This window comes from Bacteroides sp. OM05-10AA, from assembly GCF_003439055.1.
Taxonomy (GTDB): Bacteria; Bacteroidota; Bacteroidia; order Bacteroidales; family Bacteroidaceae; genus Bacteroides; species Bacteroides intestinigallinarum.
Genome location: NZ_QSUR01000022.1, coordinates 84,749 through 107,694 on the forward strand (window position 1 = coordinate 84,749; position 22,946 = coordinate 107,694).

General features: G+C 43.3%; 19 protein-coding genes. 16 read left to right on the forward strand and 3 right to left on the reverse strand.

The genetic code is table 11. The features are described 5' to 3' along the window. Positions 1 to 9: 9 nt before the first annotated feature. The 3 genes from DXB58_RS17300 to DXB58_RS17310 form a co-directional block, all read right to left on the reverse strand. Positions 10 to 453 carry an N-acetyltransferase gene (locus DXB58_RS17300; RefSeq protein WP_122137663.1) on the reverse strand — a complete coding sequence of 148 codons (444 nt, stop codon included), beginning with the start codon at positions 451 to 453 and terminating at the stop codon, positions 10 to 12. A 101-nt stretch (positions 454 to 554) separates the two neighbouring features. Then, the gene (locus DXB58_RS17305) at positions 555 to 1,394 is read right to left on the reverse strand and encodes an MBL fold metallo-hydrolase (protein WP_233527317.1); all 840 of its coding nucleotides are present in this window, start codon (positions 1,392 to 1,394) and stop codon (positions 555 to 557) included. Further along, positions 1,387 to 1,746 (reverse strand): helix-turn-helix domain-containing protein, encoded by a 360-nt coding sequence (locus tag DXB58_RS17310; RefSeq protein WP_122137664.1) that lies wholly within the window; start codon positions 1,744 to 1,746, stop codon positions 1,387 to 1,389. The genes DXB58_RS17305 and DXB58_RS17310 overlap by 8 nt, the downstream gene beginning before the upstream one ends. A gap of 166 nt (positions 1,747 to 1,912) precedes the next feature. Between DXB58_RS17310 and DXB58_RS17315 the strand changes: the two genes are divergently transcribed. The 16 genes from DXB58_RS17315 (at position 1,913) to DXB58_RS17390 (ending at position 22,937) form a co-directional block, all read left to right on the forward strand. Then, the gene (locus DXB58_RS17315; protein WP_122137679.1) at positions 1,913 to 2,440 is read left to right on the forward strand and encodes a DJ-1/PfpI family protein; all 528 of its coding nucleotides are present in this window, start codon (positions 1,913 to 1,915) and stop codon (positions 2,438 to 2,440) included. A gap of 495 nt (positions 2,441 to 2,935) precedes the next feature. Next, entirely contained in the window at positions 2,936 to 4,567 is a 1,632-nt protein-coding gene (locus DXB58_RS17320) for a HAMP domain-containing sensor histidine kinase (RefSeq protein WP_122137665.1), read from the forward strand. Between the two features lie 219 nt (positions 4,568 to 4,786). Then, a complete protein-coding gene (locus DXB58_RS17325) occupies positions 4,787 to 6,088 on the forward strand; it encodes a Na+/H+ antiporter NhaC family protein (protein WP_122137666.1) in 1,302 nt (433 codons plus the stop codon). Between the two features lie 106 nt (positions 6,089 to 6,194). Next, entirely contained in the window at positions 6,195 to 6,746 is a 552-nt protein-coding gene (locus DXB58_RS17330) for a 30S ribosomal protein S16 (protein WP_122137667.1), read from the forward strand. Positions 6,747 to 6,923: 177 nt separating this feature from the next. Continuing rightward, a complete protein-coding gene (locus DXB58_RS17335) occupies positions 6,924 to 7,919 on the forward strand; it encodes a GntR family transcriptional regulator (RefSeq protein ID WP_122137668.1) in 996 nt (331 codons plus the stop codon). A 67-nt stretch (positions 7,920 to 7,986) separates the two neighbouring features. Further along, entirely contained in the window at positions 7,987 to 9,762 is a 1,776-nt protein-coding gene (gene fucI, locus DXB58_RS17340; RefSeq protein WP_074638203.1) for an L-fucose isomerase, read from the forward strand. A gap of 129 nt (positions 9,763 to 9,891) precedes the next feature. After that, entirely contained in the window at positions 9,892 to 10,530 is a 639-nt protein-coding gene (locus DXB58_RS17345) for a class II aldolase/adducin family protein (protein WP_004308079.1), read from the forward strand. A gap of 17 nt (positions 10,531 to 10,547) precedes the next feature. After that, positions 10,548 to 11,978 carry a rhamnulokinase family protein gene (locus tag DXB58_RS17350; protein ID WP_122137669.1) on the forward strand — a complete coding sequence of 477 codons (1,431 nt, stop codon included), beginning with the start codon at positions 10,548 to 10,550 and terminating at the stop codon, positions 11,976 to 11,978. A gap of 6 nt (positions 11,979 to 11,984) precedes the next feature. Then, complete coding sequence (locus DXB58_RS17355; protein ID WP_004300177.1) at positions 11,985 to 12,377, forward strand: L-rhamnose mutarotase; 393 nt, start codon at positions 11,985 to 11,987, stop codon at positions 12,375 to 12,377. Positions 12,378 to 12,396: 19 nt separating this feature from the next. Continuing rightward, positions 12,397 to 13,707, forward strand: coding sequence for an L-fucose:H+ symporter permease (fucP, locus tag DXB58_RS17360; protein ID WP_122137670.1), 1,311 nt, complete (start codon positions 12,397 to 12,399; stop codon positions 13,705 to 13,707). Between the two features lie 243 nt (positions 13,708 to 13,950). Continuing rightward, a complete protein-coding gene (locus DXB58_RS17365) occupies positions 13,951 to 14,502 on the forward strand; it encodes an RNA polymerase sigma-70 factor (protein WP_122137671.1) in 552 nt (183 codons plus the stop codon). A 56-nt stretch (positions 14,503 to 14,558) separates the two neighbouring features. Next, complete coding sequence (locus DXB58_RS17370) at positions 14,559 to 15,545, forward strand: FecR family protein (protein ID WP_008999652.1); 987 nt, start codon at positions 14,559 to 14,561, stop codon at positions 15,543 to 15,545. A 144-nt stretch (positions 15,546 to 15,689) separates the two neighbouring features. Continuing rightward, on the forward strand, positions 15,690 to 19,028 hold the full coding sequence (locus DXB58_RS17375; RefSeq protein ID WP_008999651.1) for a TonB-dependent receptor: 3,339 nt from the start codon (positions 15,690 to 15,692) through the stop codon (positions 19,026 to 19,028). 16 nt (positions 19,029 to 19,044) lie between these two features. Further along, complete coding sequence (locus DXB58_RS17380; protein ID WP_032846870.1) at positions 19,045 to 20,628, forward strand: RagB/SusD family nutrient uptake outer membrane protein; 1,584 nt, start codon at positions 19,045 to 19,047, stop codon at positions 20,626 to 20,628. A gap of 24 nt (positions 20,629 to 20,652) precedes the next feature. Continuing rightward, complete coding sequence (locus tag DXB58_RS17385) at positions 20,653 to 21,687, forward strand: glycoside hydrolase family 18 (protein ID WP_004325674.1); 1,035 nt, start codon at positions 20,653 to 20,655, stop codon at positions 21,685 to 21,687. Positions 21,688 to 21,701: 14 nt separating this feature from the next. Continuing rightward, positions 21,702 to 22,937, forward strand: a complete 1,236-nt coding sequence (locus DXB58_RS17390; protein WP_004317800.1) for a DUF1735 and LamG domain-containing protein — start codon at positions 21,702 to 21,704, stop codon at positions 22,935 to 22,937. Positions 22,938 to 22,946 lie beyond the last annotated feature (9 nt).

The following is a 22,946-nucleotide window of genomic DNA, read 5'->3' on the forward strand; positions in this document are numbered from 1 at the left end:
CGTTACACACTAAAATGTTTTCTTCAAATATATCATATCCACCAACTGCACACCATCCTCATACATCGGATGATCGTAGTTGTCAGTAAAGAAATTCTTTATCCGGTGAGAAACCGTGAAACCACAGTGTTCATAGAAAAATCTGGAAGAAGGTACATCGCCTGTACCCACTAACATTTCAAAACACTTTCCCTGATAATATTCAAATAAAAATTCGATTAAACGTTTTCCGTACCCCTGCCGTTGAAAGAAAGGAACGGTAGCAATATTCTTGATTTCATAAATACCTTCCCCCTCACGAGTCACTACACAAAGAGCTTTCAATCCGTTATCATAAAGAACGAACATATCGCCGCGCTCCAAATACCGGTCAATCATACTTTCCTGTTCATCAGCCAAGAGTAATAATTCGAGAAATTCTTTTTTATCTGAAGTTACTAGCTTTATCTCCATATTCTTAAATATTTGAATGGTGTTATAATCAAATGTATGTACTAATATACCTGTTTATCCACTCATCGAGCGACTTGCTGCAAAGTCCTTCCCTCTAACCTTTAAAGAAGTATTTTCTCCAGATCATCAGGCACATATACCAGTCCGGAAAATTCCCGGGACGCTTCTTCCGTATAAGACTCCTTACGAGTGGCTAATGTCTTATCCTCTGTATGATATAATAACAGACGCTTTATTCCTAATTGTTGTGCCAGTCTGCCCGCATCCAGTGCAGTACTATGATGTTTTTCATAAGGTTTGAAACGCTCGCGATCCTTATATAAACAGAATGCTTCACACAATAGCCAGTCCACACCTTCAGTATATGAGCGAACTTGCTCATTATACGGTTCATCTCCCAAACAAACCAAAGATTTGCCGTTAGGTAATAATGCCCGGAAACCGTATTGTTTTTCTTTGGTGGAAGCAATATCAAAACATTGTAAACTCAAATCACCAAGCTGAAGAGTATCTCCGTTTTTTATTTCGTAGAACTCAATATGTTTATTGATAGCTTTCATAACCGAAACAGGCAGCGTCATTCGACATATTTGCTCCAGCACCATCAGCACTTTGTCGTGTCCATACACACGGAATGTTCCAAAATAATGCCCGTTTGATGCCCGCTGTGCAATGATACGTATCATCCAGACAGCCCCCAGTATATGATCGGTATGTGCATGCGTCACAAACATATCGTGTATACTGTCGATGGGTACATCTACTTTTTCCAATTGGTTTAAGATTCCATTTCCACCACCTCCATCGACCAGTAATACAGTCTCTTTCGTTTGGAGGATAAAACAGGTATTATAACATTTGGTAACGGTAGCATTGCCCGTTCCGAGCATAATCAACTCCGTTTCTATCTGATTCATTTCTGCCATTGCCAATTCATTCATGTTGCTGATTCATTTGCCTATGTTCCAAAACAGTATCCATATTCTCCAATGCCCATCCTACCAGTCCTTCAATATGAGGAATCAAAGTGCCACCCGTATCTGTCAGGCAATACTCCACACGGGGAGGTACTTCGGCATACACTTTCCGCTCCACCAATCCGTCTGATTCTAAAGTACGTAACGTAACGGTCAACATTCTTTGAGAAACATCTTCTATCGTTTTATGAATATCACTAAAACGCATCGTGCCATTAGCATTCAACGTAATAAGCACCAGCATCGACCACTTGTCTCCCAAGCGGCTTAGCACATCTCTTATCGGACAATTTCCTGTCGGATGAAAGTTTTTCATTCTTTAACGTTTTGTATTTTATTGAAATTCAGCAATAGTTACCTTTATGTAACTTCCTTATTTTCAAGTAAGTTATTGTATTTCTCAAACAAGAAAGATACATTTGCATCACAAAAGTAATAAACTTACTAATAATAATTATTGTTTCATTTAAATAATTATGATTATGGCAAAGAAAGTGGCAGTTTTAGCAGTGAATCCGGTAAATGGTTGTGGACTATTCCAATATTTGGAAGCATTTTTCGAAAATGGCATTTCATATAAAGTATTTGCCGTATCGGATGCGAAGGATATTAAAACAAATTCAGGAATCAGCCTGACAGTAGATGACGTGATCGCTAATTTGAAGGGACACGAAGATGAATTCGACGCACTCGTTTTCTCATGTGGCGATGCAGTGCCTGTATTTCAGCAGAATGCTGATAAGCCCTACAATGTAGATTTAATGCAAGTCATTAAAACTTTCGGAGATAAGGGAAAAATGATGATCGGACATTGTGCCGGCGCAATGATGTTTGACTTTACAGGAATTACCAAAGACAAGAAAGTAGCAGTTCACCCATTAGCCAAACCAGCCATTCAAAACGGAACAGCTACTGATGAGAAATCAGAGATAGATGGTAACTTTTTCACTGCTCAAGATGAAAATACCATTTGGACAATGATGCCGCAGGTTATCAAAGCATTAAAATAATGTTCGTAGCGTAGATATAAAACAATAAATATAAACATTATTGTATTAATCCACGCACCCAAAGACAAAGAAGCACGTTCCTTTAAAAGGAACGGTGTGTTTCTCGGTGTGCAGCGGGGCGTTTCTTTTAAAGGAACGCCCCGTTGGTTTTAAAGGAAAAATGCACATTTATTACGCATTAATAATCAATCACTTACAGATTCGAAAAATCAAAGGCCGACTCACTTCCCCAAACATTATTCAATTCAACAAATCCATACAAACTTGTTCCTTTATTTCTCAAAAGCCCGTTGTTAGTTAACTAAAATCCAACGGAAATATCATATATTACATTCTCTTTTCGTACCAAGAAAAAGAAAAACGGAACATTACAAAAATCCGAAACAGCGTTCATCATTTTTTAAAAGTCCGTATATTAGCAGCTTGAAGATTTGAAAGAGATAAACTGCATACTCCTTTCGAGTTTAAATAACCAAACAAGATGCCTAAAACAATATGATTAGAGAGAGAGAGAATTACCATGCATTTTTACTTCATTTTTTAGAAAGACTGAATAGCTGTGACTCTATTGAGAAAAAAATCACAGAATCACTTACGGATATTTGCGAATACTATGGTTTTAAAAGAGCATTCATTTATCAAACGGATGGATTTCGCTACTTTTATTTAAAGGAAACAATTGGTAATAGCGACAATATCCTACGCCAGCGTTTTGAAATCAGTGAAATGAGCAATCAACATATTGCCCACGCAAATGGCAAAAGCAAACCTTTTTATGCTTGCAGAACCCAAAATACTTCCTGGGATGATGTGGACATCATTGATTTTTATAGAGTCGATTCTTTACTGATCCGGCAAATTCAAGACTCCGAAGGAAAAATCATCGGATTCATCGGATTTGCAGACAGGGAGCATGCAATATCTTTCATCGATGAGGAACTGCAAATGATTCATCTCATTTTGGGATCACTCTCCAAGGAAATAGCAGTGCGTGAATATAAGGAAAGAGAAGTGCGGGCAGGCAAGACTTTAAGCAGCATCATGAATAACATGGGGGTTGACATCTATGTAAACTCTTTCGATTCTCATGATATGCTATATGCCAATGAATCCATGGCTGCTCCTTATGGAGGCATCGAACATTTTGAAGGAAAAAAATGCTGGCAGGCTCTATATAAAGATAAAACCGGAGAATGTGAGTTTTGCCCTAAAAAACATTTGATTGACGAAAACGGTCAACCGACCAAAGTCTACTCCTGGGATTACCAACGCCCGTTCGACAAATGTTGGTTCCGGGTGTTCAGTGCAGCATTTGCCTGGATCGACGGACAGATTGCACACGTTATCACCAGCGTAGATATTGACCATCAGAAAACCATTGAGGAAGAACTAATAATAGCCAAAGAAAAAGCGGAAAACCTGGATCGTTTAAAATCGGCTTTCCTCGCCAATATGAGTCATGAAATCCGTACTCCGCTAAATGCAATTGTCGGCTTTGCCAGTTTGCTGGTCGAATCGGACGACAAAAAAGAACGCCAGGATTATGTCGATATCATGCAGGAAAACACTGAACTTCTTTTGCAACTGATATCTGATATTCTCGATTTATCAAAAATAGAGGCCGGAACACTCGACTTCACCATGGATCATCTGGACATCAAGAGCTTCTGTGAAGATATAATGCGCAATTATGATATAAAAGAAGATAAGCCCGTCCCCGTTTTGCTGACTCCGGACTTACCTCAATATTATATTTATACCGATAAAAAGCGGTTAATGCAGGTAATCACCAATTTCATAAACAATGCTCTCAAATTCACCAATGAAGGACAGATTACATTAGAATACCACTACAAAAAAGAGAGTAATGAAATAGAGTTTGCCGTTACGGATACAGGTATGGGAATTGCCCCCGATAAAGTAAATCAGGTATTCGACCGGTTTGTAAAACTGAACTCTTTCTCAAAAGGTACAGGTTTAGGCCTGTCTATTTGCAGAAGTATCATTGAACATCTCGGCGGCACTATCGGCGTCGAATCCGAAATGGGAACCGGCAGCCGTTTTTGGTTCACACATCCCCTCCACTTAAATCAAAGAGAAAAAACAAAAGAGATCGTTTCAAAATAGAAAATAAAAGTTGAAAATCTGATCGATTGAAACCTTTTCAAGTCTCCCCTTGTTCTTCCTTATATTGTAATAGATTAAGGTTAAAAACAAGGGGATTATTATGTTGCGACCTATAAATTATGAGTAAGGCTGCTTCATTTTTGCCACTTCCTGCAAAAAACATTACTTTTGCACCGCTATTTTAATTTTAGAATAAAATAAATACCCCAACGTCCATTTATGACTGAAGAAAAAATACATAAAGACCGTCCCGGAAATTGGTGGGCATTGAGTCCGCTACTCGTATTCCTCTGCCTCTATCTGGTGACTTCCATCCTCGTCAACGACTTTTATAAGGTGCCTATCACTGTGGCCTTTCTCGTCTCTTCCTGCTATGCCATCGCCATTACACGCGGCTTGAAACTGGACCAGCGTATCTACCAATTCTCGGTAGGAGCTGCCAATAAGAATATCCTCCTGATGATATGGATATTCATTCTTGCCGGAGCTTTTGCGCAAAGCGCCAAGCAAATGGGCGCAATCGATGCCACCGTCAATCTGACACTGCATATCCTTCCGGATAATCTCTTGCTGGCCGGCATCTTTATTGCCGCCTGTTTCATCTCTTTATCCATCGGAACCAGCGTGGGAACCATTGTCGCCCTTACTCCTGTTGCCGTAGGATTGGCAGAAAAGACGGAAATAACACTCCCTTTTATGGTAGCTATTGTAGTAGGCGGCTCCTTTTTCGGAGATAACCTGTCTTTTATCTCCGATACCACCATTGCCTCGACAAAAACCCAGGAATGTGTAATGCGTGATAAATTCCGGGTAAACTCCATGATAGTGGTTCCGGCAGCCATCATCGTACTGGGTATTTATATATTCCAGGGACTGTCCATTACTGCTCCCGCCCAAACACAAACCATCGAATGGATTAAAGTGATACCTTATATAATAGTATTAGGAACAGCCGTTGCCGGCATGAATGTAATGCTCGTACTTATAATAGGTATATTGACAACCGGCATCATCGGCATCGCTACCGGCAGCTTCGGCATATTCGACTGGTTCGGTGCCATGGGAACGGGAATTACAGGCATGGGAGAATTGATTATCATCACTCTACTGGCCGGAGGTATGCTCGAAACGATCCGTTATAACGGTGGCATCGATTTCATCATCCGGAAACTTACCCGCCACGTCAATGGCAAGAGAGGTGCCGAACTAAGCATTGCCGCCCTGGTAAGCATCGCCAATTTATGTACTGCCAACAACACGATTGCCATTATCACAACCGGACCGATTGCCAAAGATATTGCCATAAAATTCCATCTCGACCGGAGGAAAACAGCCAGTATCCTCGATACTTTTTCCTGTCTGATACAAGGAATTATTCCTTATGGAGCACAGATGCTGATTGCAGCAGGACTTGCCGGCATCTCCCCTATCAGTATCATCAGCAATCTCTATTATCCGTTTGCAATGGGAGCATGCGCCCTGCTCGCTATATTGTTCCGCTATCCGAAACGGTATTCGTAAAAAAGATGCGAAATGTTTGTCAATCAAAAGAAAAGCCGTATCTTTGTGCCCGCTATTACGAGATAATAGCATAATTCAAATCAATCATTAAAAACAATTATTAAAAATGGCAACTAGAATCAGATTGCAGAGACACGGACGTAAAAGTTACGCGTTCTATTCAATTGTAATTGCAGACAGCAGAGCACCACGTGATGGTAAATTTATTGAGAAGATTGGTACTTACAACCCAAATACCGATCCTGCTACAGTAGATTTGAATTTCGACGCTGCATTGGCATGGGTACTGAAAGGTGCACAACCAAGTGACACTGTACGTAACATCCTTTCTCGTGAAGGAGTTTACATGAAGAAACATCTTCTGGGCGGTGTAGCAAAAGGCGCATTCGGAGAAGCAGAAGCTGAAGCTAAATTCGAAGCTTGGAAAAACAACAAACAGTCAGGTTTGGCTACTTTGAAAGCTAAACAAGACGAAGCTAAGAAAGCTGAAGCAAAAGCACGTCTGGAAGCAGAAAAGAAGATCAACGAAGTGAAAGCAAAAGCACTCGCTGAAAAGAAAGCTGCTGAAGCTGCTGAAAAAGCTGCTACTGAAGCACCTGCAGAGGAAGTTGCAGCTCCGGCTGAAGAAGCTCCTGCAACAGAAGCTGCTGCTGAATAAATTTCAGCAGATTCCGAATAAGAAATTAGGAAAAAGCTATAATCCTCTCCGGTTCGCCGGAGGGGATTTTTTTATTACTTTATGCTATAAAACATAGCAAATAATTATTCTCTTTCAGAATAAAATGTCTTTCTTTGTATCAGCATAGTTCAGCACAGTATTACTCATTTTTACAGCATGAAACGAACTGATAAAAAGGCAACATTCGGACAACAGTCGAGCAAGGTTACGCAACTAGCGGATGCACTTAGCCAGGCGATCTCCAGGAAAGAATTTCTTGAAGGAGATTCTTTGCCTTCCATCAATCAGTTGAGTGCTCAATACGGAGTATCACGCGACACCGTTTTCAAGGCTTTCCTTGATTTACGCGAACGAGGGCTGATCGACTCCACTCCCGGAAAAGGATATTACGTGACGAGCCAGGTAACCAATGTTTTATTGCTGCTCGACCAATACACTCCTTTCAAAGAAGCTTTATACAACAGTTTCGTCAGACACCTGCCTATTAATTATAAGGTAGACTTATTGTTTCATCAATACAACGAACGGCTGTTCAACACCATCCTCCGGGAATCCATAGGAAAATACAACAAATACATCGTGATGAATTTTGATAACGAGAAATTTAGCACAGTTCTCAATAAAATTAATCCCACTAAATTGCTACTTCTTGATTTCGGCAAATTCGAAAAAGAGAAGTATTCATATATCTGCCAGGATTTCGATGAATCTTTCTATCAGGCATTGCATTTGCTTAGGGAAAGACTGAAAAACTATCACCAACTTGTTTTTCTGTTTCCGAAAAACCTGAAACACCCTCAAAGCAGCAAGGAATATTTCACCCGTTTCTGTCAGGAACAGGGATTTCTCTGTGAGGTTCAGGAGGACATCGAGAATCTGACAATACGCAAGGGAGTTGCCTACATCGCTATCAAGCAACAAGATGTAGTAAAAGTAGTGAAGCAAGGCAGATTGGAAGGACTGAAATGCGGAAAGGATTTCGGCCTGTTGGCATACAATGATATTCCTTCTTACGAAGTGATTGACGAAGGAATAACCTCATTGAGTATTGATTGGGAAATGATGGGAAATGAAGCAGCCAATTTCGTTCTCAATAATGTACCGGTACAAAAATTCTTGCCGACGGAAGTAAGGCTTCGAAAGTCGCTTTAATTTTTTTTGCGACACCGTCAGCACAGTTCAGCACAGATATTAATTAATCCTTTAATAGATAGAAACCATGAAAAAGTATCCGAAAATCGGGATTCGTCCCACAATCGATGGTCGCCAGGGTGGCGTTCGCGAAAGCCTTGAAGAAAAAACAATGAATCTGGCTAAAGCAGTAGCCGAGTTAATCAGCAGTAACCTGAAAAATGGTGATGGCAGCCCGGTAGAATGTGTCATTGCCGATAGTACTATCGGACGCGTAGCCGAAAGTGCCGCCTGTGCGGAAAAGTTTGAAAGAGAAGGAGTAGGTTCTACTATTACCGTTACTTCCTGCTGGTGCTACGGCGCAGAAACAATGGATATGAATCCTCATTATCCGAAAGCTGTTTGGGGATTTAACGGTACAGAACGTCCGGGGGCTGTATATTTGGCAGCGGTATTGGCAGGACATGCACAAAAAGGTCTTCCTGCATTCGGTATCTATGGACGTGATGTTCAGGATCTGGACGATAATACAATCCCTGAAGATGTATCGGAAAAGATTCTTCGTTTTGCACGCGCTGCACAGGCAGTAGCTACCATGAGAGGCAAATCTTACCTGTCAATGGGTAGTGTATCCATGGGTATCGCCGGTTCTATCGTCAATCCTGATTTCTTCCAGGAATATCTGGGGATGCGTAATGAATCAATAGACCTCACAGAAATCATCCGTCGGATGGATGAAGGCATCTATGACCACGAAGAATATGCCAAGGCAATGGCGTGGACTGAAAAACATTGCAAGACCAACGAAGGTGAAGACTTCAAGAACCGTCCTGAAAAACGTAAAACCCGTGAACAGAAAGATGCAGACTGGGAATTCATTGTAAAGATGACAATTATCATGCGCGACCTGATGACCGGAAATCCCAAACTGAAAGAAATGGGATTCAAGGAAGAAGCTTTGGGACACAATGCTATCGCAGCCGGTTTTCAGGGACAACGTCAATGGACGGACTTTTATCCTAACGGTGACTATCCGGAAGCTTTACTCAATACTTCTTTCGACTGGAACGGCATCCGTGAAGCATTTGTGGTAGCTACCGAAAATGATGCTTGCAACGGTGTAGCCATGCTGTTCGGACATCTATTGACCAACCGCGCACAAATATTCTCCGACGTACGTACATACTGGAGCCCTGAAGCTGTAAAACGTGTAACCGGCAAAGAGTTGAGCGGTGCAGCAGCCAACGGTATCATCCACCTTATCAATTCCGGTGCAACGACTCTCGACGGTTCCGGCCAATCATTAGATGCAAAAGGTAATCCGGTTATGAAAGAACCTTGGAATCTGACGGATGCTGATGTAGAGAACTGTCTACAAGCAACAACCTGGTATCCGGCAGATCGTGACTACTTCCGTGGTGGCGGCTTCTCGTCCAACTTCCTGTCAAAAGGTGGAATGCCTGTAACCATGATGCGTCTGAACCTGATTAAAGGCTTAGGCCCTGTCCTGCAAATTGCAGAAGGATGGACAGTGGAAATCGATCCGGAAATCCATCAGAAACTCAATATGCGTACAGACCCGACATGGCCTACCACCTGGTTTGTACCGCGCTTGTGTGATAAACCGGCTTTCAAAGACGTATATTCAGTCATGAATAACTGGGGAGCCAATCATGGCGCCATCAGCTATGGACACATCGGCCAGGACTTAATCACTCTTGCTTCCATGCTCCGCATCCCAGTATGTATGCACAATGTAGAAGAAGATCAGATGTTCCGCCCGGCTGCCTGGAATGCTTTCGGCATGGACAAAGAAGGATCAGATTACAGAGCTTGTGCAACTTATGGTCCTATTTATAAATAAACAAGTTTTTTTCGTCCTGTATAAATAAATATTTTAACTTTGCCGTTCGTAGGGACGGGGTCCCCCACCCGACACATAACAAATGTCGGGATAGCCCCGCCCCCTACAGCGACTTAAATAAGTAAGACTATGATTACTAACGAACATATTGAACAGTTCATTGCACAAGCACATCGTTACGGGGATGCAAAGTTAATGCTTTGCAGCAGCGGTAACCTTTCCTGGAGAATCGGCGAAGAAGCATTGATTTCCGGTACGGGTTCCTGGGTTCCCACACTTGGCAAAGAAAAGGTTTCAATCTGCCATATTGCCAGCGGCATTCCTGCCAATGGTGTAAAACCCTCTATGGAAAGTACATTCCATTTGGGGATTCTCCGTGAACGTCCGGACGTCAATGTCGTTCTCCATTTCCAATCGGAATATGCCACCGCTGTCTCCTGCATGAAGAACAAGCCGGCAAATTTCAACGTAACAGCAGAAATTCCTTGCCATGTAGGTTCGGAAATACCTGTGATTCCGTATTATCGTCCCGGCTCACCGGAACTGGCGAAAGCCGTGGTAGAAGCCATGCAAAAGCATAACTCGGTTTTACTGACCAACCACGGACAAGTGGTGTGCGGAAAAGACTTCGACCAAGTATATGAACGGGCTACTTTTTTCGAAATGGCTTGCCGCATCATTGTTCAATCCGGCGGTGATTATTCAGTGCTCACACCGGCAGAAATTGAAGACCTGGAAATCTACGTATTAGGAAAGAAAACCAACTAATATCCAGGCATATTACCATGAAAGATACCATCAAACACACTTATTTAGCAGCAGACTTCGGAGGCGGCAGCGGGCGAATCATCGCCGGCTTTCTTCTCAACGGCAGGCTGGAATTGGAAGAGATATACCGCTTCTCCAACCGGCAGGTCAAACTAGGCAATCATATTTACTGGGACTTCCCGGCTCTGTTCGAAGATATGAAAACCGGACTAAAACTGGCTGCACAAAAAGGATATGCCGTAAAAGGTATTGGTATTGACACTTGGGGAGTGGATTTCGGACTGATTGACAAACATGGGAACCTGTTAGGAAATCCTGTCTGTTACCGGGATGCAAGAACGGAGGGAATGCCGGCAGAAGTATTCAAGTGTATGGATGAACGTCGACATTATGCCGAAACCGGTATTCAGGTGATGCCTATCAATACGCTGTTTCAACTTTACAGTATGAAACAAAATCAAGATGCACAGTTGGAAGTTGCCCGGCAACTTTTATTCATGCCCGATCTCTTCAGTTATTTCCTGACAGGGGTAGCCAATAATGAATATTGTATCGCCTCCACCTCTGAATTACTCAACGCCCAATCACGCAACTGGTCATTCGATACCATACATACTTTAGGTCTTCCCGAGCATCTGTTCGGTGAAATCATTCTTCCCGGAACAATCAGAGGCACTCTAAAAGAGGATATTGCACGCGAAACCGGACTGGGTGCCGTAGACGTTATTGCCGTAGGTTCACATGATACAGCCAGTGCCGTAGCTGCTGTTCCTGCTGCAGAAAGTCCCATCGCTTTCCTTAGTTCCGGCACTTGGTCGTTACTGGGAGTTGAAGTGGACGAACCCATATTGACGGAAGAAGCAAGAAAAGCTCAATTCACCAATGAAGGAGGTGTAGACGGTAAAATCCGTTTCCTCCAGAATATAACAGGATTATGGATTCTGCAACGCTTGATGAGCGAGTGGAAAGCGTGTGGCGAGGAACAAGATTATGATATAATCATCCCGCAAGCAGCTGAAGCCGAGATTGATACAATCATCCCTGTAGACGACACCATATTCATGAATCCGGAAAATATGGAGAACGCGCTTATTCATTATTGCCGGAATCATGCTTTGCAAATTCCCCAAAACAAGGCAGAGACTGTACGATGTGTGCTCCAGTCATTAGCTTTCAGATATCGGCTGGCTGTGGAACAGCTCAACCGCTGCCTCCCTGCTCCAATCCGTCAGTTAAATATCATCGGAGGAGGATCACAAAATAAGTTGCTCAACCAACTGACAGCTGACGAACTCGGTATTCCTGTTTATGCAGGTCCGGTGGAAGCCACTGCAATGGGAAACATTCTTACGCAGGCAATGGCTAAAGGAGAAATTGCCAATCTTCGTGAATTGCGGGAAATTGTCACTCGCAGCGTTACACCACAAGTATATTATCCTAAAAAATAAAAGTATATGGAAACATCTAAAACCGGTTATCAGGTTCAATCTTATGACGTTCCCGTCAAACGATATTGCCAAACCCTTGATTTACGCGATTCTCCGGAACTAATCGCCGAATATCGGAAAAGACATAGCCAGGCGGAAGCATGGCCGGAAATTCTTGCCGGTATCCGGGAAGTTGGCATCCTGGAAATGGAAATTTATATCCTGGGAACCCGACTGTTTATGATCGTCGAAACTCCCCTTGATTTTGACTGGGACACGGCAATGGAACGCCTGAACACCCTTCCCCGCCAACAAGAGTGGGAAGAATATATGGCTATCTTCCAACAAGCCGCACCCGGAATGAGTTCCGCAGAGAAATGGAAACCGATGGAAAGAATGTTCCATTTGTATAATACTTAAAAAAATACCAGAAACAACCATGAAACACACCAAGCAGTCCATCATTTCGAAAGATGGCATCAGTTATCTTATACCTTTTATTCTCATTACCTCCTGTTTTGCGTTATGGGGATTTGCCAATGATATTACCAATCCGATGGTAAAGGCATTCTCTAAAATCTTCCGGATGAGTGCCACCGACGGGGCATTGGTACAGGTTGCCTTCTATGGAGGCTACTTTGCAATGGCTTTCCCGGCTGCCATCTTCATCCGCAAATATTCCTACAAAGCAGGTGTTTTGTTAGGACTGGGTATGTATGCTTTCGGAGCCTTCTTATTCTTCCCCGCCAAAATGACGGGTGAGTACTATCCGTTTCTGATTGCTTATTTTATTCTAACCTGCGGATTATCTTTCCTCGAAACAAGCTGTAATCCGTATATTCTTTCCATGGGAACGGAAGAAACAGCTACCCGGCGATTGAACCTTGCACAGTCTTTCAACCCGATGGGGTCACTTCTCGGAATGTATGTAGCCATGCAGTTCATTCAAGCGAAATTGCATCCGATGTGTACCGAAGACCGCGCATTGCTTAACGACAATGAATTTCAGGCGATCAAAGAAAGCGACCTTAGTGTCCTGATTGCTCCTTATCTTATCATCGGACTGGTTATCGTAGCGATGTTGCTTCTGATACGGTTCGTCAAGATGCCCAAAAATGGAGATCAGAACCATAAAATAGACTTTTTCCCTACACTGAAACGTATTTTCACCCAAACACGTTATCGTGAAGGTGTGATTGCCCAATTCTTCTATGTAGGTGCACAAATTATGTGCTGGACATTTATCATTCAGTATGGAACCCGTTTGTTCATGTCGCAAGGTATGGACGAGAAAAGTGCGGAAGTGTTATCACAGCAATATAATATTGTGGCAATGGTGATATTCTGTATCAGCCGTTTCATCTGTACATTCATTCTGCGCTATCTTAATGCAGGCAAATTATTGATGATCCTCGCTATCTTCGGAGGTATTTTCACATTAGGAACTATCTTCCTTCAGGACATCTACGGCATGTATTGCCTGGTAGCCATATCGGCCTGTATGTCACTAATGTTCCCCACCATCTACGGTATTGCCCTGAAAGGCATGGGAGATGATGCGAAGTTCGGAGCTGCCGGCCTCATCATGGCTATCCTGGGAGGTTCTGTTCTTCCACCGCTACAGGCGAGCATCATCGATTTGGAACAAATAGCGTGGTTACCGGCTGTCAATGTTTCATTTATTCTTCCGTTCATTTGTTTTCTTGTAATTATCGGCTACGGTTACCGCACAGTGAAAAGAAACTGGTAAAATACATATCTAAAAATAGTGACGGTATCACATTGGTATACCGTCACCATCTCACTCGAATAGTGACGCTATCCAGTAAGGATGGCGTCACTATTTTTTTTCCTTTTCACAGTTAAGAGTTCATAAAAACACAGAACTTGAAGTCGTTTTTTTAGTTTCCTTTTTCGCATACTAATCTTTGCTTCTTAGTATTGTTGAATTATTTACATACATTTGTCTCATACCAACAGACCTGATAAACCTATGAGCCAAAACCAAGACCCTATTCATCTAGCCTGCCAATTCGAAATTATATTTACCACGCACTATTCCGCTGTTAAATATTTCGCTATAAACTTGCTCAAATCTGAAGAGGACGCAGAAGATATCATTCAGGATGTGTTCGCTAAATTATGGACACAACCGGAGGTCTGGCTGGAAAACAAAGACATAGGCCAGTATATCTACGCCATGACTAAAAACACAACTTTCAATTTCATCAAACGCAAAAGACTGGAACAATTCTATCAGGAACAATTATCGCAGAAATATCTAATCGAAGACTTACTAAAATCCGAAGATACTCTCGACCCTATCTATTATAAAGAAGCACTATTAATCATCCGTCTAATTCTCGACCGCCTTCCCGAACGCCGCAGAAAAGTTTTTGAAATGAGCCGCATCAACAATATGAGTAATATGGAGATAGCACAAGCACTCAATATTTCCGTACGAACTGTGGAACACCAAATCTATCTGACCCTGCTCGAAATAAAAAAAACTATTTTTATTGCATTTTTCCTGTGTTTCTTTTAAGTAATCCCCCATTTTCGATTGTGCTAATAGTGTAACCACTAAAAAGAACAGCGCAAATGAGGAACTTTTTTCAGAAAATACTGATATTATTTACCGGCAATAACTATCCGGAAGCTACTCAAAATGAATTCTATCAATGGCTGGTAGATGAGGATCATGCATCCCAGAAAGAAGATGCTTTGAGAGAGCTGTGGAACAAAGCGCAACGGCAAAAAAACGTGAAAGGAATGCAGAAGTCTTACGAGCGCCTGAAAAAACAGGAAGGTATTCCAACCGTACCCAAAGAGAGAAGAATTCGCCCAATACATATATGGCAATCCGCAGCTGCTATCTTATTCCTCCTGCTTGCCTCTTCGGTCTATCTATCGACTGTAGGCGCAAAAGCGGAAACCGACTTGTTACAGCAATATATCCCGATAGCAGAAATGAGAAGTTTGACGCTGCCCGATGGAACAAAAGTGCAACTCAACTCGAAAAGTACACTTTTATATCCGCAGGAGTTTACCGGAGATAGTCGTAGTGTATTCCTGTTAGGCGAAGCCAACTTCAAGGTTAAGCCGGACAAGAAACGTCCGTTTATCGTGAAATCCAATGATTTACAGATTACTGCGTTAGGTACGGAATTTAATGTATCTGCCTACCCTGAAAGCCAGGAAATAGCAACCACTCTCATTTCAGGCAGTATCCGTGTAGATTATAACAATCTGACAACAAGTGTCATTCTCCATCCCAACGAACAGTTTGCCTATAACAGAAACAATAAGAAATATGATCTCTCCAATCCGGATATGGACGATGTGACAGCCTGGCAACGCGGAGAACTGGTTCTGCAAAAGATGACGCTGACGGACATCATCAACGTATTGGAGCGAAAATATCCTTATACCTTTGTATATAGTATCAAGAACCTCAAAAACGACAGGTTCAGTTTTCGTTTCAAGGACAACGCACCACTCGAAGAAGTGATGGAAATCATCGTGAACGTGGTCGGACAAATGGACTATAGAATAGTAGAAGACAAGTGCTATCTGACAAGAATATAACTTTTTAACCTTATATGCCATGCAAAAAAATACCCGGAACAGAGGCCTCACTCCGTCCCGGATATGAAATCTGAATTCCCAATATTAGAGTTTACTCTACAAATTACCTCGAAATAATTTAGTCAATAACCTAATACTAAGAAAATGCTACAAATTTATAAATTTATAGTAGACAAGAAGACAAAGGGAAGAAGTTTTATGCTTTTTTTCTGTTTGATGCTCGCCACAACAGTTTCCCTTGCACAAAATGGCGCTAAAATCACTATTAAAAAGAATAGTATATCTGTGATTGAAGCACTGAAAGAAGTTGAAAAACAATCCGGTATGTCCGTAGGCTACAACGATTCCCAACTGAAAAACAAACCGGCCATCACCCTCAATATAGAGGCGGCTTCGTTGGAAAATGCGCTCGCTCAAATTCTCAAAGGTACAGGTTTCACCTATCAACTGAAAGAGAAATATATCATGATTATTCCGGAACAAAAGAAAGAAAGCAACCCGACCAAAAAGATCACCGGTAAGGTAGTTGATGAAAACAACGATCCCTTGATCGGAGTGAACATCAAAGTGGAAGGCACTGCCGCCGGATCTATCACAGACATCGACGGGAACTTCCTGATCGAAGCTTCCACCGGAAATACACTGACATTTACTTATATCGGTTATACTTCAGGAAGCATTAAAGTCACCAACCAGAATAATTACCGCATTCAACTGACAGCCGATACGCAACAGCTATCGGAAGTTGTAGTAACTGCTCTCGGCATCAAACGCGAACAAAAAGCATTGAGCTACAACGTCCAGCAAATCGGAGCAGACAAGATGCCGGAAATAAAAGACGCCAACTTTATCAACAGTTTGAGCGGAAAGGCTGCCGGCGTTGTCATTAATGCTTCTTCTTCCGGTGTGGGAGGTGCCAGTAAAGTGGTGATGCGTGGTACAAAGTCTATCGAGCAGAGCAGTAATGCGCTATACGTCATTGACGGTATTCCGATGTATAACTTCGGCGGTGGAGGCGGTACTGAATTTGACTCCAAAGGTGCTACGGAAGCCATTGCGGATATTAATCCCGACGATATTGAAAGCATCTCTTTCCTGACAGGTGCGGCAGCAGCCGCAATGTATGGCAGCAACGCTGCCAACGGCGCTATTGTAGTGACTACCAAGCGGGGACAGATAGGAAAACTGTCAGCTACTTTCTCAAGCAGCATGGAATTTATGAACCCATTTGTATTGCCCAAGTTTCAGAATCGGTATGGAACCGGTACACGGGGCGATGCGGAAGGTTCTCCCATATTAAGTTGGGGGCCTAAACTGAATCCGGCCAACCAAACAGGATATGAACCCACCGACTTCTTTGATACGGGAGCGGCTTACAGCAACTCCATCACCCTCTCGACAGGTACGGACAAGAACCAAACGTTCTTTTCTGCCGCAGCAGTCAATTCAGAAGGGATGATTCCGAACAATAGGTACAACCGATATAATTTCACATTTCGCAATACGACTCATTTCCTGAATGACAAGATGAAATTGGATGTAGGAGCCAGTTATATCATACAAAATGACCGCAACATGACCAATCAGGGAGTTTATTCCAATCCATTGGTTTCGGCTTACCTGTTTCCACGGGGCGATGACTTTTCTCTAGTAAAAGCCTTCGAACGTTATGACGAAGCACGTAAAATCAATGTGGCTTACTGGCCGCAAGGTGAAGGGGATTTGCGTATGCAGAATCCTTACTGGATTGCTTACCGGAACGTCCGCACGAATGAGAAAAAGCGTTATATGCTGAATGCCGGACTGACATACGACATTTTGGACTGGCTGAATGTATCGGCACGTATCCGCGTGGACAACACCGACAATACTTATCAGCAAAAGCTATACGCAAGTACGATCTCTACACTGACCGAAGGCAGTACCCAGGGACATTACACCATCCAAAAGGTGAACGAGACACAGACGTATGCCGACTTCATGGTGAATATCAATAAACGCATTGACGACTTCACGGTAGTAGTCAATGCCGGTACTTCATTGAGCGACAACTCCAGTGATTTACTGGGTTACGGTGGTCCGATTCGCGACACGGGAGTGCCCAACGTATTCAATGTATTTGATTTGGACAATGCCAAGAAACGGGCAACACAGGAGGGTTGGGAAGAAATGACGCAATCTATTTTTGCCAGTGCGGAAATAGGATGGAAAAGCATGCTGTACCTGACGTTGACCGGACGTAACGACTGGGCTTCCCAGTTGAAAGGCTCGAATCCTACTTCTTTCTTCTATCCATCGGTAGGTCTTTCGGCAGTAATCAGCGAAATGGTGACATTACCCAAAGCGATTGATTACCTGAAAGTACGCGGGTCATTCAGTTCTGTGGGTACCCCCTACCCGCGTTTTCTGGTACAACCGACTTACAGCTATGACCCTACCAAACAGGACTGGAACGCCAAAACCCATTATCCTATCGGCAAACTGAAACCGGAACGTACCGACTCCTGGGAAATAGGTGTGGACGGAACTTTCTTCAAGGATTTCAAAGTCAGTGGTTCATTCTACTATGCCAATACCTATAACCAGACATTCGACCCGAAAATCACCGTGTCTTCCGGCTATTCGACTCTTTATGTGCAAACCGGTTATGTACGCAATCTCGGTGTCGAGGGGCTACTCTCTTACGGACATACATGGCGCGACTTCGGATGGAACAGTAACTTCACTTTCTCCTGGAATAAAAACAAAATTGTGGAGTTGGTTAAGGACTATGTGCATCCCGAAACCGGAGAAATCGTCAACAAAGACCGCCTTGAACTAAAAGGACTGGGATATACCAAATTTATCCTGAAAGAAGGAGGCACACTGGGAGACCTGTACACGAATGCCGACTTCATACGTGACGATAAAGGCTATATCCAGATAGACAAAAATGGGGATGTCGCCAAAACGGATAATCTACCTGACATCAAATTAGGCAGCGTATTTCCTAAAGCAAACCTGGCATGGAACAACAGCTTTTCTTACAAAGGTATTTATGCGGGATTCCAATTAAGCGCCCGCCTGGGAGGTATTGTTTATTCAGCCACACAGGCTGCTCTCGACCAATATGGCGTATCCGAAGCATCTGCTGCCGCCCGTGACCGTGGCGGAGTACTCGTCAACGGACGTAGCTGGGTGAACGCACAGCAGTATTACGAGATTGTAGCTACCTCAAGCGGGCTGCCGCAATATTATACGTATAGCGCTACAAATCTGCGTTTGCAGGAAGCTCACATCGGATACACCATCCCCTGCAAATGGTTGGGTAATATCTGCGACATCAACGTCTCTGTAGTGGGACGTAACCTGTGGATGATTTATTGCAAAGCACCTTTCGACCCGGAAGCGATTGCCACAACAAGCAATTTCTATCAGGGAATCGACTACTTCATGATGCCCAGTACACGCAATTTTGGTTTTAATGTAAAGATTAACTTCTAAAACTATGAATACTCAAATGAAAGAATACAGAAAAGCAACCCTCCGACTGGCATACCTGCTAACGCTGATGCTATGGACGGGAAGTTGTATCGATATGGATATCAATCGTAATCCTTACGAGACAACGCAGGATGAACTGATGCGCGAAAACCATATCATCGGTTCGTCTCTAAAGAGCATGGAAGCATTGGTGGTCCCCACACAAGAGCATCTTTATCAATTTGTGGAAGCGATGTGCGGAGGAGCCTACGGGCGTTATTTTGGAGAGACGCGTGTGGGTTGGACTGAAAAATACTCGACTTATAATCCCAAATCGGACTGGTTGAAGGCTTCGTTCTCCGATCCTATCTCGGAAATGTATCCTTCCTACCGGGATATTATCAACCGTACCAATGACCCCGTCGCACTGGCATTCGCCAAGATTCTGCGAGTCGCTATCATGCACCGGTCTACGGATATGTTCGGACCGATTCCCTATACCAAAGTATTGGGAGATAAAACGGAAGGTGACGGCCTTAGTGCTCCTTATGATTCTCAAGAGGAGGTTTATGTGGCTATGTTCAAGGAATTGGAAGAAGCAGATGAAGCTCTGAAGGAGAATCTCGGTCTAAGTGCGGAAGGATTTAAGAAACTGGATAATCTTTATTATGGAGATGTGCGGAAATGGTATAAATACCTTCACTCGTTACAGCTTCGCATGGCCATGCGTATCGTTTATGTGAAACCGGAACTGGCCAGGGAAATAGCCGAGAAAGCCGTAGCCGCAGGTGTGATAGAGAACAACGAGGACAACGCACAACTGCATGTGGAGGAGAATCGTTCGGCTCTCTGTTTCAATGATTGGAAGGATTACCGGATAGCTGCGGAAATCGTTTCCTATATGCAGGGATATAACGATCCGCGTCTGGAAAAATACTTCACCCAGGGAAAGTATCAGGATGATACCGATTACTATGGGCTACGCATTGGTATTCTTCCTTCCAAAGTGACGGACGACGAGTTGATACAAACCTATTCCAACCGTTTGATGACTGCCAATGATACGTATATGTGGATGACTGCCGCCGAGGTCACGTTCCTTCGCGCCGAAGGTGCCCTGCGGGGATGGGCAATGAGCGGAGATGCCCAACAGCTATATGAGAAGGCGATCACCCTTTCCTTTGAGCAATGGGGCGCAAGCGGAGCAAGCGGATACTCCCAGAATAAAGCATTGGTGCCGGGGGCTTACAAAGACCCGAGAGGTACATACAGCGCCCAATCTCCGAGCAGCATCACCATTGCCTGGAACGAGGACAAGGAGAATACCCGTTTCGAAGAAAACCTGGAACGTATCATTACTCAAAAATGGATTGCCATGTTTCCTCTGGGCATTGAAGCCTGGTGCGAACATCGCCGCACAGGGTATCCTAAATTCCTTCCGATAATGGACAACAAGGGAGTGGGAATCACTAACCTGACACTGGGAATACGACGTCTCTCCTATCCTGCCGAAGAATATCAGCTGAATGCGGAAAATATGCTTGGTGCCCTGCGAAAGCTCAATGGAGAAGATAATGGCGCTACCCGCTTATGGTGGGACTGCAATCCGAATGTAAAATAATGTGGAACTTAAACCCAAGATACAATGAAACAGAATTCATTCATAAGTGTCATATTGACCGTAGCCTGCTCACTGATGTTCGTTGCCTGTAGCGACTGGACAGAACCGACACCGGTTGATTACAACCCTATATTTCCCGACGAACAAGACCACAGCTTGTATGAAAAATACGAGCAAAGTCTGAAAGAATACAAAAACCGGAAGCATACGTTAATGTTAATACGTTTTGCCAACAATCCGGGTACGACATTGGGCGAACAGGATTTCTTGCGTTCCTTGCCCGATAGCGTAGATTTTGTGGTGCTGACCAACGCTGATAATCTGTCCGTATATGATAAGGAAGACATATCCAAACTCAAACGAACCGGCACCAAATTTCTCTATTACAAGAATTTATCCGAATTCTACGACCAATGCGAAGAGACAGAAAACCTGGAAGAATTCAAAACGAAAATGAATGCGGCATTGAAAAACGGGGAGAGTGATGAATTTGACGGTTATTATGTGCAGTTTGGTCGTGCCGGAAGTATGATGCATGTCGATTTCTTCAATGAGGTAACGACGGCTATCCGGGAAAAACTTGCCGCTATCGGCGGTCCGAAAGCTAATAATGGAAAGTTGGTTTTCTTTGATGGCATCGTCACATTTACAGTGGATTATAGCGGAAGATACGAAGAGCCGTTCATCGATTTGGTAGACTATTTCGTGGATGGGCAAATTGTGTTGCTTGAAAGCTCACTCGAAATAAAACTGAATATGAGCCAACCTGTAGGTTTCTATGGAAAAATGCCCAAAGAGAAAGTGATAACGACAGCCACTCCTCCGACCGATGACGGTAAAACCGGTATCATCAGCCGGGAAGATTTGGATGTTATACAAACCTCGGAAGGGATGGCCTACATCATCAATCATTTCATCACAGGACTGGGTAACAATGGTCCGCTGGCAGGAGTTTCTATCTACAATGCCAATGAAGATTATCTCGCCACCGATGGGGTGACTAACTACCGCCGTATACGTGATGCTATCCAAAAACTGAACCCATCACCGATTAATTAATGAAAGGAGGAACTATGAAACGATATAAAATAATCATCTCTCTGGCTGCAATCATCTGCGGACTGATGATTGCCTGTGACAATACGGATTACAGTAATAAAGCACCATTCGACAACATGGTCTATATCAAGGAAGCCAGTAACAGCAATTCAGAAAGAGTGACTTTCCGAAATACGCTGAATGAACAGAAACGTGCCTTCAGCGCCAAGTTGACTTACCCGGCAGGAAAAGACATCGTAGTGAAGCTGAAAGCGGATCCCGGACTGATAAACGAATTCAATGCCCGGCACGGGACTGATTATGGAATGCTGGATAGTAAATATTATAGCCTGTCGAACAGCGAACTGATTATCAAAGCCGAAAAGAGTGAATCATTGATTGATACGATCTATTTTAATAACCTGTTAGATTTGGAGATTGATAAAACTTATCTGGTTCCGCTCACCATCTCTGAAACGTCGGGTGGCGTTCATCTATTGAACGGTTCGAAAACATTGTTCTATCTGGTGCGCCGTTCAAGCGCTATCACGGTAGCCGCCAACCTGAAAGACAATTATCTGGAAGTGCCTACTTTCCTCGACGAAGAGAAAAATGCCTGTCTGAAAGAATTAGGTCAGATTACCATGGAAGCACTGGTATATGTAGAGGACTTTACATACAGCGGACCAAGCAATACGGCCGGTGCATCGGATATCAGTACGATCATGGGAGTAGAACAGCATTTCTTAATGCGTATAGGTGATACAAGTTTCCCACGCCAACAGTTGCAGATGCAGGGACCGGACGGAGTCAAATTCCCCGCCGCCGACAGGGCTAAGTCACTGAATGCAATGACATGGTATCATATAGCGCTGGTGTACAACGCCAAGGAACATTTTATTGCCTATTATGTGAACGGACAACTGCAAAGTCAGGATATCTCTTATGGAAAAGGAGCTACTGTGGATATCTGTGGAACGCCGGATTGCGAATTCCAGATAGGACGCTCTTATGAAGATGAGCTACGGCAACTCAACGGTAACATCGCAGAGATACGTATCTGGAACACTTGCCGTACGAAAGAGGAAATCTGGACGAATATGTATAAAGTGGAAGATCCTGAAAACGAAGAAAGCCTGCTTGCTTACTGGAAATTTAATGAAGGTGAGGGAAACATTGTCAAGGACCATTCGAAACACGGATTCGATGCAGTATCTGCCGAACCTCTTGTGTGGCCGACGGGAATCGAAATTCCACAAATCAACAAGTAATCATTCACT